The sequence below is a fragment of the Plantibacter flavus genome, from assembly GCF_900177615.1.
GTDB lineage: Bacteria > Actinomycetota > Actinomycetes > Actinomycetales > Microbacteriaceae > Plantibacter > Plantibacter flavus.
On sequence record NZ_FXAP01000002.1, the window covers coordinates 98,284 to 111,373 of the forward strand.

General features: G+C 68.6%; 13 protein-coding genes. 11 read left to right on the plus strand and 2 right to left on the minus strand.

All coding sequences use genetic code 11. The features are described from left to right. The first annotated feature begins 357 nt into the window (after positions 1-357). Positions 358-1,629, plus strand: coding sequence for an HNH endonuclease signature motif containing protein (locus B9Y95_RS06835; RefSeq protein WP_085511180.1), 1,272 nt, complete (start codon positions 358-360; stop codon positions 1,627-1,629). Positions 1,630-2,440: 811 nt separating this feature from the next. Here B9Y95_RS06835 and B9Y95_RS06840 read toward each other — a convergent pair. After that, on the minus strand, positions 2,441-3,094 hold the full coding sequence (locus tag B9Y95_RS06840; RefSeq protein WP_064295872.1) for a hypothetical protein: 654 nt from the start codon (positions 3,092-3,094) through the stop codon (positions 2,441-2,443). 207 nt (positions 3,095-3,301) lie between these two features. Here B9Y95_RS06840 and B9Y95_RS06845 point away from each other — a divergent pair, with 207 nt between their 5' ends. Together B9Y95_RS06845 and B9Y95_RS06850 are read left to right on the plus strand one after the other, a co-directional pair. Next, the gene (locus tag B9Y95_RS06845; protein WP_085511181.1) at positions 3,302-4,822 is read left to right on the plus strand and encodes a glycosyltransferase family 39 protein; all 1,521 of its coding nucleotides are present in this window, start codon (positions 3,302-3,304) and stop codon (positions 4,820-4,822) included. Between the two features lie 4 nt (positions 4,823-4,826). Further along, complete coding sequence (locus B9Y95_RS06850) at positions 4,827-5,324, plus strand: GtrA family protein (protein ID WP_234994018.1); 498 nt, start codon at positions 4,827-4,829, stop codon at positions 5,322-5,324. A gap of 10 nt (positions 5,325-5,334) precedes the next feature. On the opposite strand, the gene B9Y95_RS21090 is transcribed toward B9Y95_RS06850, so the two are convergent. Then, positions 5,335-5,826, minus strand: coding sequence for a MarR family winged helix-turn-helix transcriptional regulator (locus B9Y95_RS21090; RefSeq protein WP_085511182.1), 492 nt, complete (start codon positions 5,824-5,826; stop codon positions 5,335-5,337). A 122-nt stretch (positions 5,827-5,948) separates the two neighbouring features. Here B9Y95_RS21090 and B9Y95_RS06860 point away from each other — a divergent pair, with 122 nt between their 5' ends. From B9Y95_RS06860 to B9Y95_RS06895, 8 genes are all read left to right on the plus strand, one after another. Next, a complete protein-coding gene (locus tag B9Y95_RS06860) occupies positions 5,949-7,175 on the plus strand; it encodes a TerC family protein (RefSeq protein WP_085511183.1) in 1,227 nt (408 codons plus the stop codon). Positions 7,176-7,304: 129 nt separating this feature from the next. After that, positions 7,305-7,895: a TerD family protein gene (locus B9Y95_RS06865; protein ID WP_085511184.1), complete on the plus strand. Its 591-nt coding sequence runs from the start codon at positions 7,305-7,307 to the stop codon at positions 7,893-7,895. Positions 7,896-7,971: 76 nt separating this feature from the next. Then, positions 7,972-8,550, plus strand: a complete 579-nt coding sequence (locus B9Y95_RS06870) for a TerD family protein (protein ID WP_085511185.1) — start codon at positions 7,972-7,974, stop codon at positions 8,548-8,550. 52 nt (positions 8,551-8,602) lie between these two features. After that, entirely contained in the window at positions 8,603-9,814 is a 1,212-nt protein-coding gene (locus tag B9Y95_RS06875; RefSeq protein WP_079704610.1) for a toxic anion resistance protein, read from the plus strand. A 54-nt stretch (positions 9,815-9,868) separates the two neighbouring features. After that, on the plus strand, positions 9,869-10,384 hold the full coding sequence (locus tag B9Y95_RS06880; protein WP_085511186.1) for a hypothetical protein: 516 nt from the start codon (positions 9,869-9,871) through the stop codon (positions 10,382-10,384). Continuing rightward, positions 10,384-10,935 carry a TerD family protein gene (locus tag B9Y95_RS06885; protein ID WP_085511187.1) on the plus strand — a complete coding sequence of 184 codons (552 nt, stop codon included), beginning with the start codon at positions 10,384-10,386 and terminating at the stop codon, positions 10,933-10,935. The genes B9Y95_RS06880 and B9Y95_RS06885 overlap by 1 nt, the downstream gene beginning before the upstream one ends. Positions 10,936-10,938: 3 nt before the next feature. Further along, the gene (locus B9Y95_RS06890; protein ID WP_085511188.1) at positions 10,939-11,781 is read left to right on the plus strand and encodes a hypothetical protein; all 843 of its coding nucleotides are present in this window, start codon (positions 10,939-10,941) and stop codon (positions 11,779-11,781) included. A gap of 2 nt (positions 11,782-11,783) precedes the next feature. Then, positions 11,784-12,992, plus strand: coding sequence for an HpcH/HpaI aldolase/citrate lyase family protein (locus B9Y95_RS06895; protein ID WP_085511189.1), 1,209 nt, complete (start codon positions 11,784-11,786; stop codon positions 12,990-12,992). Positions 12,993-13,090: the final 98 nt, after the last annotated feature.

The window sequence follows — 13,090 nt, forward strand, 5'->3', positions numbered from 1 at the left end:
AGTCCCCTCCCCGGTCCCTGAGCCTGTCGAAGGGCACACGGAAAACCCGCCGATCCGACCGACCTCCCCCGGTCCCTGGGTCCCCTCCCCGGTCCCTGAGCCTGTCGAAGGGCACACGGAACACCCGCCGATCCGACCGACCTCCCCCGGTCCCTGAGCCCGTCGAAGGGCACACGGAACACCCGCCGATCCGACCGACCTCCCCCGGTCCCTGAGCCTGTCGAAGGGCCACGAGGAACATCTCGCTCCGGCACCCTTCCTCCGGTCCCTGAGCTTGTCGAAGGGCACACGAGGATACTTCCACAACCGCGCCGACTCGTCATCTGGAATGTCAGTGGTCCATGGTGGACTGGTTCCATGACCGAGACCACCACCACCGCGATCCGCGCGAGCGACGAGTACGCCGCGCAGCTCGCGGAGTTCTCGGACGAGTACGCGGAGATCCAGCGGCTGCGGGCGGCTCTCGACGCACGAGAGGCGCGCTTGCTGGCTCGCTCCGCCGCATATGCGGACGCGCTCGCCGACTCGGTCGTTCCGGCCGTGTTCCCGCCGGCGGAGCGCTTGGCGCTCTCCCGCCGCTCCACCTGCGCAGCCCTCGCGATGGCGACCCGAACGCCTGAGCAGACAGTTCAGCGGGCGACGAACGACGCCGAGCGCCTGGTGAACGAAGCGCCCGCGGTACTTGAGTCCCTTGAAGCCGGCCGCATCTCAGCGCGGCACGCGCAGACGATCATCGATCAACTCAGTGACGTGCCGACCGCGGGGCGGGCGGTGTTCCTCGCTGAGGTCCTGCCGGTCGCGGAGGAGTCCACCAACGCGAACCTCCGCAGGCGCGCCCGCGTCCTGCGCGAGCGCCTCCACCCTGAATCGATCACCGCCCGAGCGGTCCGGTCGGAAGCCGACCGCCGCGTCGAGTTCGAACCCGCAGCCGACGGCATGGCCTGGGTGCACCTCTTCATCACGGCACCGATCGCCCAGGGCATCATCGAGCGCGTCGAAGCGGCCGCGGCGGAGTCACGCGCCGCAGGCGACACCCGCACCTGCGCAAAACTCCAGGCGGACGCCCTCGCTGCCCTCGCGCTCACCGGCGTCACACCCGACGACATCATGACCAGCCCGGTGCTCCCGCACCCGATCGAGGTCCAGGAGCACATCAAGCCGACCGTGCAGATCACCGTCCCCGCGCTCACCATGGCCGGCGTCTCTGACGCTCCGGCCATCCTCGACGGCTACGGCCCCATCGACCCGGAGACAGCGGCACGCATCGCGGTGAACGCACCAAGCTTCACCCGCATCCTCGTCCAGCCCGAGACGGGTGCGGTGCTCTCCGTCGGGCGGAAGCAGTACCGGGTTCCAGCCGACCTGCAGCGCGCGGTCCGCCTGCGAGACGGCACCTGTCGGGCACCGGGCTGCGGCAGGCGCGCCAGAGCGTGCGACCTGGACCATTCGGTTGCCTGGGAAGACGGCGGCACGACGGATGTCGGCAATCTCGCGTGCCTGTGTCGACATCACCACCGGATGAAGCACCTCCCCGGGTGGAACCTCGACCACGGTCCCGGTGGTGTGCTCGGGTGGACGACACCCGACGGAAAGCATCATCGGACCGAACCGGACCCCGCACCGTTCTGACCCCCGCCGCGGTCCCTGAGCCTGTCGGAGGGGTCCTCGTGGGCACTTCGACAAGCTCAGTGAGCGGGAGAGGTGTGCTTGGAACGAGGAGGGTTCCTCGTGGGCACTTCGACAGGCTCAGTGACCGGGAGAAGTGTGCCCGGATCGCTTCGGTCCCCGAGCTGTGCCGCACTCCGACAAGCTCAGTGACCGGGAGAGGTGTGCCTGGAACGAGGAGGGTTCCTCGTGGGCACTCCGACAGGCTCAGTGAGCGGAAGAGGTGTGCCCGGAACGAGGAGGCATCCTCGTGGGCACTTCGACAAGCTCAGTGACCGGGAGAAGCGTGCCCGGACCGCTTCGGTCCCCGAGCTGTGCCGCACTCCGACAAGCTCAGTGACCGGGAGAAGTGTGCCCGGAACGAGGAGGGGTCCTCGTGGGCACTTCGACAAGCTCAGTGACCGGGAGAAGTGTGCCCGGAACGACGAGGCATCCTCGTGGGCACTTCGACAAGCTCAGTGACCGGGAGAAGTGTGCCCGGAACGAGGAGGCATCCTCGTGGGCACTTCGACAAGCTCAGTGACCGGGAAAAGTGTGCCCGGAACGAGGAGGGGTCCTCGTGGGCACTTCGACAGGCTCAGTGACCGGGAAAAGTGTGCCCGGAACGAGGAAGGGGCCTCGTGGGCACTTCGACAAGCTCAGTGACCGGGAGAGGTGTGCCCGGAACGAGGAGGGGTCCTCGTGGGCACTTCGACAAGCTCAGTGACCGGGAAAAGTCAACCCGCAACGTTTCGGCCCCTGAGCCTGTCGAAGGGCACTCAGGCCTGCAGTACCGCTAGTCCTTGATGAGCAGGATCGGGTCGCCGTCGAAGGAGTCGTACGGATTCGGGTCGGTGAAGCCGCCGTCGTACATGAGGCCGGCCGGAGCCTTGCCACCGGCGGGAGCCGCCGCGACGTAGCACTGCGTGATCGGCTCGCCACCGTCGAACTCTTCGGTGAACGACTCGGATCCGCACTCGTCCCACCCGATGAGCGTGGCCTCCTGGACCTTCTCGCCATCGGCGTCGACGGGCGCGAACGAGGTCGCGTCGCTGTTGAACGCCACCGGGTCGCCCGACACCTTGGTCATCTCGAGCCGGATGAGCGTGATGTCGTAGCCGTCGAGTTCCCCGCCGTCGAACTGCGTCTTGAGGAACGCGACCTGGTCGGCCGTCGCGGGGGTGACCTCGGTCAGCTTCGCGCTGATGAGCGCGGTGACGCCGTCCGTGCCCTGCGACTCGTAGACGATCGGCTCATCGATCCCGACCTGCGCTCCAGGCTCGGTGACCTCACCGTCCGCCGATCCGGTCGAGGTCGGCTTCGACGTCGCGGACGACGAGGCCTTCTCCGTCGGCTTCGCGTCGGGGGCCGACGGCGTGGAGCATCCGGCCAGCACGAGCATGGCTGCGACGGGGAGGGTGATCAGGGCGGTGACGCGGGAGAGCTGCATCGGGATTCCTTTCGGCGGCGGACTCCAGCAGTCTGTCCCGCGCGCCGTTGCCGCGCGATGGGGACAACTCCCCACTGGGGCGTCCGTCCACGTGCCGTCGGGTCCGGGCGGGATCCCCCGCGCCCTCTCAGGAACCTCTCTGCTGGCGTTCATCCGAGCGGCGGACGATGAGACGACGCGCCAGGTTGTCGCGTCCGAGGGGAACCCATGACTGCGACGATCACCGTCCCGACCGCGCCCTCGCGCCGTCGGTGGGACGCTCTCCACACCCTCCTCGGCGGCCGCGCCACACCCTGGGTCGTCGGCCTGTTCGCCACCCTCGTCTCGCTCATCGGCATCGGAACGCCGTCGTACTGGGGCGACGAGGCGGCGAGCGTCCTCGCCGCCGAACGCCCCCTCCCCGTCCTGTTCGGGATGATCGGCCACATCGACGCCGTCCACGGCCTGTACTACGTGTTCCTGCACGTCTGGACCGGCGCCTTCGGGACCGCCGAGGCTGTCACACGGTTCCCGAGCGCGATCGGCGTCGGTCTGGCCGCGGCCGGCACGGTCGTGCTCGCGCGGTCCATCTTCACCCCGGCGATCGGCATCACGGCGGGCCTCGTGTTCGCCGTCATCCCCCAGGTCACGAGGATGGGCGCCGAGACGCGCTCCTATGCACTGGGCATGGCCGCGGTCGTGTGGCTGACGGTCTGGTTCGTGTCGCTCGTGCGTCGTCGGTCCACGTCACGCCGCAGCTGGGCGCTGTTCGCCATCGCGAGCGCCGCCTCGATGTACCTGTTCCTGTACCTCGCGATGCTCCTCATCGTGCACGCCACGTGGATGGTGCTCCAGCGCCCCGGGCGGCGGGTGATGCGAGCGTGGGGCTGGTCCCTCGTCGGTGCACTGGTCCTCGGCGCTCCGATCGTGATCGCCGGCATCGCGCAACGTGAGCAGATCGCGTTCCTCGGCAGGCGGGACTACGCGACGCCGGAATCGGTGCTCGTCGGCCAGTGGTTCCAGACGCCGGCCTTCGCCGTGCTCGCTTGGCTGCTCATCGCGCTCGCCCCCATCGGGGTCCTCGTGGTCCGCCGATCCTCCCGACAGCGTCGCGCCCTGGCGATGATCGCCGTGTGGGCGCTCGCGCCGACTGCGCTGCTCATCATCGGCAACACCCTCGTGACGCCGATGTACAACCTCCGCTACGTCACCTTCTGCGTCCCGGCCGTCGCCATCATGATGGCGCTCGGACTCCGGACGATCGTCGACCTCCTCCCGAAGCAGGTGGACCGCGCGGTGGCGACCGCGGTCGGTGTCGCGCTCGTGCTGGCGCTCGCGATCCCGGTCCTCGCGGAACAGCGTGGCCCCTACGCGAAGGACGACGGCAGCGACCTCCGGCAGACCGCGGAGGTCGTCCAGGCCCATGCCTCGCCGGGCGACGCGGTCGTCTTCGACCAGTCGGTGAAGCCCTCGCGCAAGTCGCGGCTCGCGATCGACCTCTACCCGCAGGCGTTCGCCGGCCTCGACGACGTGGCACTCGAGACGAGCTACCGCGACCGCCCCGAGCTCTGGGACCTGGCCGCGCCGCTGTCCGAGATCCACGACCGGCTCATCGGCCACGACACCGTCTGGGTCGTCGAGGGCTCGAGCACCTCTCCGAACGTGGCGGATCTGGAGGCGCTCGGCTACCACGTCGAGCAGCGCATCCCCGTCCACCGCAGCATCGTCTTCGAGCTGGTCAGGTCGTGACGCGGTGGTGATCCGACCCCTCAAGCATCCGCGCGCACTGCTCCGGCGACCGATCGTCCGCGAGGTCGCCGCCTTCGGCCTCGTCGGCGGCGCCGGCTTCCTCGTCGACGTCGGGGTCTTCAACCTCCTCGCGTACACCGTGTTCCTCCACACCGGCACCTCCGGGCTGCTCGTGGCGAAGGGTGTCTCCACCACGCTCGCCATCGTGGCCAACTGGGTGGGCAACCGGCTCATCACCTTCCGCGCGCATCGACGCTCGGACGTCGGCCGCGAAGCGCTCGAGTTCGGCATCGTGAGCCTCGCTGGCGGCGCGATCGCCCTGGCCTGCCTCTGGGTCTCCCACGACGCGATGCACCTGACGACGCCGCTGGCGGACAACGTGTCGGCGAACATCGTCGGGCTGGCCCTCGGTTCCGCGTTCCGCTTCGTGCTCTACCGCTTCTGGGTGTACGGACCGCGGGCGGAGCGGACGGGACCGATCCCGGTGCGCATCGACCCGTGAAGCCGTCCGGTCACCGACTCGCGTTGTGCTGCGAGACGGCGTCACTGACCCAGGAGAACTCGTCGACGAACCGCGAGAGCAACCGGGCGAGTTCCGCTCGATCGCGCTCGCTCCACTTGCCGACGAGGGTGTTGTAGACCTCCTGTGCCGCCTGCCGGTGTCGTTCGAGGGCGGTCCGCCCCTCCTCCGTCGCGCTCACGAGCACCGCGCGGCGATCACTCGGATCCGTCTCCCGGACGACGAGACCACCCTCCTCGAGGCGGCGCACCTCGGCCGTCGCGGTCGACTTGTCGACGTCCATCCAGCCCGCGACCGTGGACATGCGGATCGGTCCGGCGGTGATGACGTACTCGAGGAGCCACGCGTCCGTCCCGGTCAGTGCTGCGCCTTCGGCGTCGTGCAGGGAACGCCGGTTGTCCGCCCGGGTGGACCACCGGAGCACGGACGCGAGCGACGCCTGGATGACGGCGCCGGCGTCGGCTGGGTCGACCTCATCGCTCATAGCTGAATTCTTCCTGAATACCTGCGTTCGGGTGTTGGTTCGACCATACCAACTATATAGTGGGACAGCACCAACTAAACGTCACCCGTCCCCCACCTCGAGCGCTGCGGAGAATACAGCCCATGGAAATCCCCGGATACGTCTGGCTGCTGACGATCGTCGGCATTCTGGCCCTCCTCGCCTTCGACTTCATCTTCCACGTGCGCAAGGCCCACGAGCCGACGCTGCCGGAAGCCGCGAAGTGGTCGGCCCTCTACGTCGGTTTCGCCCTCCTCTTCGGCGTCGGTGTCCTCATCTTCGGCGGCGGGACGCTCGGGTCCGAGTACTTCGCCGGCTACATCACGGAGAAGGCCCTGTCGGTCGACAACCTCTTCGTCTTCCTCATCATCATGTCGAGCTTCCGCGTGCCGCGTGCCGACCAGCAGAAGGTGCTGCTCTTCGGCATCGTCTTCGCGCTGATCGCCCGCACCGGCTTCATCTTCCTCGGCGCGGCCGCGGTCAACGCCTGGTCCTGGCTGTTCTACATCTTCGGCGGCTTCCTCATCTTCACGGCCATCAAGCTGCTCCGCCCGGAGGAGGAGAGCGACGATGAGGCGAACAACTTCGTCATCCGACTCGCCAAGCGCCTGTTCAAGACGACCGACCGCTACGACGGCGACAAGCTCGTCACCATCGAGAACGGCAAGAAGGTCCTCACCCCGATGCTGCTCGTCATGGTCGCCATCGGCGGCACCGACCTGCTCTTCGCGCTCGACTCGATCCCCGCGATCTTCGGCCTCACGCAGAACCCGTACATCGTGTTCACCGCGACGGCGTTCTCACTCCTCGGCCTCCGTCAGCTCTACTTCCTCATCGACGGCCTGCTCGACCGCCTCATCTTCCTGAGCTACGGCCTGGCGGCGATCCTCGGCTTCATCGGCGTGAAGCTCGTCCTGCACGCGCTGCACGAGAACACCCTGCCGTTCCTCAACGGCGGAGAGCACATCCCGGTCTTCGAGATCGAGACCGGCCTCTCGCTCGCCGTCATCGTCGGCATCCTCATCGTGACGGTCCTGCTGTCGCTCCTCAGCCCGGCCGGCCGCGCGCACACGATCATCAGCGACGCCCGCAGCCAGGCGAAGAAGATCGTCCTCCACGCCGACTCACCCGAGGGCATCCCGGACGGCCACCACGTCGACGAGGTCGAACTCGAGACGAGCTACACCCGGATGGTCGAGCGCCAGAAGTCGTTCGCGAACCTGAAGCCCAAGCACCAGGCGAAGGCGGCCGAGGACGAAGAGCTCCAGCGGCTGCTCTCCCGAGCGCACGAGCTCCAGGCCAAGAACTCCGATTCGCGCGGCCTGCTCTGAACGGACCGGGAATCCGGGCGCTCGCCCGGCCGAACCGATAACGTGGACGTGCGCTCCCAGCTTCGGCCGGGGGCGCACGTCCCACACCTCACCACCAGCAACACGATGAAGCATCTAGGAGACGGAACCATGGGTCTGAGTCTGGAAAAGGGCCAGTCGCTCTCACTGACGAAGCAGGACGGCGGTTCGCTCACGCGGATCCGCCTCGGCCTCGGCTGGGACGGCGTCGCACCGGTGAAGCGCGGCTTCTTCGGACGCTCGTCCGCACCCGACATCGACCTGGACGCCTCAGCGATCTTCTTCGACGCCACCGGCAAGGTGCTCGACACCATCTGGTTCCAGCAGCTCGCGAGCAAGGACGGCTCCGCCACGCACACCGGCGACAACCTCACGGGCGCCGGCGACGGCGACGACGAGACGATCCTCGTCGACCTCTCGAAGGTCGCCCCGTCCGTCCAGCAGATCGTGTTCGTGATCAGCAGCTACAGCCGCCAGACCTTCGACACCGTGCAGAACGCCTTCAGCCGGATCATCGACGACTCGACCCCCGGCTCGCCCGAGGTCGCCCGCTACCAGCTCACCGACTCCGGTCCGCACACCGCGATGATCATGTCGAAGGTCTCGCGTGAGGGCAACGGCTGGACCTTCAAGGCGATCGGCGAGCGCGCCAACGGGCGTTCCGTCATGGACCTGCTCGGCCCGGCCGCCCAGGCCCTCTAGGCCCGACATCAGCTTCAGCACCAACCAGTCCCAATCGGCGGACCACGCCGACAACGTCGAAGGAGCACCGATCACCATGGCAGGACTCACCCTCGAAAAGGGCAGCAACCTCTCGCTCACCAAGACCAGCCCCGGCCTGACGGTCGCGACGGTCGGCCTCGGGTGGGACCCGCGCACCACGAGCGGTGAGGCCTTCGACCTCGACGCCTCGGCGCTGCTGATCGGCGCGAACGGCAAGGTGCGCTCCTCCGCCGACTTCATCTTCTACAACCAGCCCGCGTCGGCGGATGGCTCGGTCAAGCACCTCGGTGACAACCGCACCGGCGACGGTGAGGGCGACGACGAGCAGATCTCGGTCGACCTGAACGCGGTCGGCGCAGACGTCGAGCGCGTGGTGATCGCCGTGTCGATCGACAAGGCCGACGAGCGCCGCCAGAACTTCGGCCAGGTCCGCGGCGCCTACTGCCGCATCGTCGACCAGGACGGTACCGAGATCGTCCGCTTCGACCTCAGCGAGGACGCCGCTCCCGAGACCGCCATGCTGTTCTCGGAGCTCTACCGCAACGGATCCGAGTGGAAGTTCAAGGCCGTCGGCCAGGGCTACACCACCGGTCTCGCCGGCATCGCCGGCGACTTCGGCGTCCCGCTCGGCTGAGCACCGACACCTCCACCACGAGCAAGCCACACACGAGAGCAAGGTCGACCGCATGAGCACGCCACTCACTCCGCCAGACGCCAACGAACAGGCAGCAGCCTCCCTCGTGCTGCACGCTCCGGATGCACCGGACGTCGTGCAGGCCGAAGAGGCACCGGGCATGGTCCCGGTCCCGGCAGAGCGCCAGACGGAGATCCAGCAGCAGGCGCGCTCCTTCGTGACCGAGGTGGCGACGCTCGACCCGCGCTCGCCCGAGTTCACGCAGAAGATCGAGGGCATCTCCCAGATCGGCGGCAAGGAGATGGTGCAGTCGAGCGGGTACTCCTCCCGTATGCTCGACCGCTCGTCGACCTCGGTCGCCGGTGCGAAGCGTTCGGGTGACAGCGCGCAGATCAAGGTCGCGACCACGCTCGGCGACCTCCGCAGCACCGTCGAGGACCTCACGCCGAACCAGGCGGACCTCGGCGTCGGCCGCAAGATCCTCGGGTTCATCCCGGGCGGCAACAAGCTCGCCAAGTACTTCCAGAAGTACGAGTCCGCGCAGACCCAGCTCGACAAGATCATCAAGTCGCTCATGGCCGGCCAGGACGAGCTCCTGAAGGACAACGCCGCCCTCGCCGGCGAGAAGGTCCAGCTCTGGGAGACGATGCAGGCGCTCAGCGAGTACGCCGTCTTCGCGAAGGCGCTCGACGCCGCGTGCGTCGCCAAGATCGACGAAGCCCGCTCCTCCGGACGCATCGAGGAGGCGCAGAAGCTCGAGGCCGACGTCCTCTTCCCCGTGCGCCAGCGCCACCAGGACATCCTCACGCAGCTCGCCGTCTCGGTGCAGGGCTACCTCGCGATGGACCTCATCCGCAAGAACAACCTCGAGCTCATCAAGGGTGTCGACCGCGCTCGCACCACGACGATCGCCGCCCTGCGGACCGCCGTCGTCGTCGCTCAGGCCCTCGCGAACCAGAAGATGGTCCTCGACCAGATCGACGCGATCAACACCACGACGAACAACATGATCCTGCAGACGAGCGAGATGCTGAAGGACCAGACCACGCGCATCCACCAGCAGGCCTCCACCGCTGGTGTCAGCGTCGAGACCCTGCAGCGCGCGTTCGACAACGTCTTCCAGACCATGGACGCGATCGACACCTTCCGTGCCGAAGCCGCCAAGAACATGGAGGGCACCGTCAACGCGCTCGAGTCGGGCCTCGAGAAGGCGAAGCCGTACCTCGAGCGCAGCCGTCAGGCCGAGCAGCGCGAACTGCGGTAGCCTCACGCTCGGGTGACCGGGCGCACGGGTCGCTGAGGACGAAGGGGACGAGGGATGGCATTCGGACGACTGCTGAACGCACTGCGGACCAGCGGGGCCGAGCCGCTCGGCGTCGTCGACGCCACGCCGGCGCCCGTCGGTGAGACCGAGGACGAGCAGACGGCCCGACACCTCGACGAACTCCGCGACTCGGTGCGCTCCGTGGGGCGCGACCTCCCCACGCTGCTCACCTCGCAGCTCCGACAGATCGACGACCAGTTGCGCCTCGTCGTGGCGACGATCGCCGACCAGGGTGCGTCGACCGAGCAGCGCGTGCTCCTCGCCGCGATGGTGACGGACTACATCCCATCCCCGCTGCGCTCCTTCCTCGCGCTGCCGGCCGCGGACCGCACCGACGACTCCCGCAGCACGATCGTCTTCGCCCGTCAGCTGGAGCTCATCGAGGAGACCATCCGCGACCTCCTCAACCAGATCCGTATCGGAGCGATCGCCGAACTCTCGACGCACGGTCGGTTCCTCTCCGACAAGTTCCAGGAGCCCGACGCCGGTCTCGTGCTGGGTGCGCACTGATGGCGTCGCTGATCGCGGGCGCGAACGCCGCGCTCACCGCTGAGAACCCCGGTCTCGACGCCGTGCTCATCGGGTTCGGCTGGGACGTCATCGCGAGCCGCGGGCCGCAGAGCGAACCCGTGCCGCTGGCGATCATGTGCGGCGACGACGGCAAGGCCCTGTCCGACGACCACCTCGTGTTCTTCAACCAGGTCGAGAGCCAGGACGGCGCGGTCACCTTCTCGTCCGAGGCCGACGACGAGGAGATCGACGTCGAGCTGTCGCGCGTGCCGGACGCCGTGTCGAAGATCGCCTTCCTGCTCTACATCGACCCCGACGTCCGCGGCCCCGGCGACTTCTCGCCCGTGCGCTCGACGTTCGTCCGCGTCGCCACCCCCGACGGTCGCGAGCTCGTGCGCTTCGACGTGCCGATCGACGAGGTCCGCAGCAGCCAGGCGCTGCTCCTCGCCGAGCTGTACCGGCACCGGTCGGACTGGAAGTTCCGCGCCCTCGGGCAGGGGTACGCCGGCGGGCTCGCCGGCGTGGCGCGCGACTTCAGAATCGACCTCTGAGCCGTGCCGCTCAACACCTCCCCGGTGCGACGGGACATCGACTACCTCCGTCGTCGGGTGAAGCCGAGGCCTGCGCCGGTCGCGCAGGCGGAGATGAACGCGCCCGCGGCGGCCGCGCCTGCTGCGCCGACGGCACCCGCTGCGTCGTCGACCGGACTCACGCTCGGCGGATCCCAATCGGCCGCTCCCGCTTCGCCGTCAGCCCCGCCCGCTGCACCATCGACCGGACTCACGCTCGGCGGATCCCCATCGGCCGCGCCCGCTTCGCCGTCGGCCGCGCCCGCTTCGCCGTCGACCCCGCCCACCACGCGTCCCGCAGCAGCGCCCAGCACCCCACAGCCCTTCCCCGCCCCGACGGCCGAGGAGGTCCGCGTCCTCGACGACGAGACCCCGCTGGTCCGGCTCGACCCGCGTCAGTCCGCGATCGGCAGCCTCATCGTCGGCGGAGCGACGGCGATCGTCTGGGAGACCGTCGAGCTCGTCACGGGGGTCGCGACGGCCGACGGTGTCGACGGCACGCCCGTGACGACGCCCGGCAACCGGCCGCTGCTCGGCTTCGACGGCGGCGACGCGATCCTCGCGCTCCGGCACGTGCACCTCCTCCGGCGGGCGTTGTTCGTCGGCACCCCCGGCCATCCGCTGACCGTGCAGCTCTTCGACGGCGAAAGCTTCGCGGCCGCCGACGAGACCGGCGCCGCTCCGGTCGTCTCGCTGCTGCGCATCGGGTCGAGACTCGAACTCCGCCTCGAACCCCTTCCCGCCGAGATCCCCCTCCAGACGCTCCTGCAGCAGTTCGGCTTCGAGCCGACGCCGTACGTCGTCGCCCGCGAACCACGGAGACGATGACCATGCGCCACTTCAGCTACGTCGACGACAAGCGCGCGTCGCGGCTGTTCCACAAGCTTCCGAGCCCCATCAGCATCGACTCCCCGCCGGAACACGTGGCGGCGGCACTCGGCGCCACGCTCTACAGCCCAGGCACGCGCACGACGCTCGCGAAGGACGTCGTGAAGCAGGCGAAGCACGGGTGCCTGAGCATGGTGCTGTGCCTCGAGGACTCGGTCCCCGACGACGCGGTCGAGTTCGCCGAGACGAACGTCGCGGAGGCGATGCAGCAGCTCGCCGCCAAGAGCTCGGGGTCCAAGAGCTCGGGGTCCAAGCGCCCGGTGCTGCCGCTGCTGTTCATCCGCGTCCGCACGCCCGAGCAGCTCGAGCGGGTCGCCGGGCTCCTCGGTCCGGGACTCGACCTCCTGAGCGGCTTCGTCATCCCCAAGTACGAGAACAGCGACGGTGTGGCGGACCGCTTCTTCGAGGCGCTCGGTCGCGTGCAGCGCGACTACGGGCAGGACGGGTCGAACGGCGCGCGTCGGCTTCGGGTCATGCCGATCCTCGAGTCGCCACGGATGATCCACCGCGAGACCCGCGACGACACCCTCTCCGGGATCGTCGACGTCACCAAGGCCCACCGCGAGGACGTCCTCGCGGTCCGGATCGGCGCCACCGACCTCTCGAGCGCCTTCTCGCTCCGGCGCTCGCGTGACCTCACCGTGTACGACGTGAAACTCGTCTCCTCGGTCATCGCCGACGTCGTCAACGTCTTCGGTCGGCCGGGCGACGACTTCGTCATCACCGGCACGGTCTGGGAGCACTTCCACAACGCGGAGCGGCTCATGCGCCCGCAGTTGCGCATGACGCCGTTCCAGGACGCGAACGAGGCGCAGCTGCGTCAGAAGCTCCTCCTCAAAGGACTCGACGGCCTCATCCGCGAGATCGCGCTCGACCAGGCGAACGGGCTGCTCGGCAAGACGGTGATCCACCCGAGCCACGTGCCGGTCGTCCACGCGATGTCGGTCGTGAGCCACGAGGAGTACGTCGACGCCCTCTCCGTCGTCGGCGACGTGGGCGGCGGCGCCAACGCCTCCCCCTACCGGAACAAGATGAACGAGATGAAGCCGCACCAGGCGTGGGCGCGCAAGACCCTGCTCCGTGCGGAGGCCTTCGGGGTGGCGGCGGAGGAGACGACCTTCGTCGACCTCCTCGAGACGAGCATGCGGTGACCGTATCGATGGGCGGCTACTGGGCCGTGGCAGAGAACACGACCTTCGTCGACCTCCTCGAGACGAGCATGCGGTGACCGTATGGACGGGCGCATGGA

What these genes read in the sequence shown, in the direction of transcription:
- B9Y95_RS06860 (WP_085511183.1), top strand. Translation starts at nt 5,949, where the DNA reads ATGGAAATCCCCGGATACGTCTGGCTGCTGACGATCGTCGGCATTCTG.
- B9Y95_RS06845 (WP_085511181.1), top strand. Translation starts at nt 3,302, where the DNA reads ATGACTGCGACGATCACCGTCCCGACCGCGCCCTCGCGCCGTCGGTGG.
- B9Y95_RS06895 (WP_085511189.1), top strand. Translation starts at nt 11,784, where the DNA reads ATGCGCCACTTCAGCTACGTCGACGACAAGCGCGCGTCGCGGCTGTTC.
- B9Y95_RS06885 (WP_085511187.1), top strand. Translation starts at nt 10,384, where the DNA reads ATGGCGTCGCTGATCGCGGGCGCGAACGCCGCGCTCACCGCTGAGAAC.
- B9Y95_RS06840 (WP_064295872.1), bottom strand. Translation starts at nt 3,094, where the DNA reads ATGCAGCTCTCCCGCGTCACCGCCCTGATCACCCTCCCCGTCGCAGCC.
- B9Y95_RS06835 (WP_085511180.1), top strand. Translation starts at nt 358, where the DNA reads ATGACCGAGACCACCACCACCGCGATCCGCGCGAGCGACGAGTACGCC.
- B9Y95_RS06880 (WP_085511186.1), top strand. Translation starts at nt 9,869, where the DNA reads ATGGCATTCGGACGACTGCTGAACGCACTGCGGACCAGCGGGGCCGAG.
- B9Y95_RS06875 (WP_079704610.1), top strand. Translation starts at nt 8,603, where the DNA reads ATGAGCACGCCACTCACTCCGCCAGACGCCAACGAACAGGCAGCAGCC.
- B9Y95_RS06870 (WP_085511185.1), top strand. Translation starts at nt 7,972, where the DNA reads ATGGCAGGACTCACCCTCGAAAAGGGCAGCAACCTCTCGCTCACCAAG.
- B9Y95_RS06865 (WP_085511184.1), top strand. Translation starts at nt 7,305, where the DNA reads ATGGGTCTGAGTCTGGAAAAGGGCCAGTCGCTCTCACTGACGAAGCAG.
- B9Y95_RS21090 (WP_085511182.1), bottom strand. Translation starts at nt 5,826, where the DNA reads ATGAGCGATGAGGTCGACCCAGCCGACGCCGGCGCCGTCATCCAGGCG.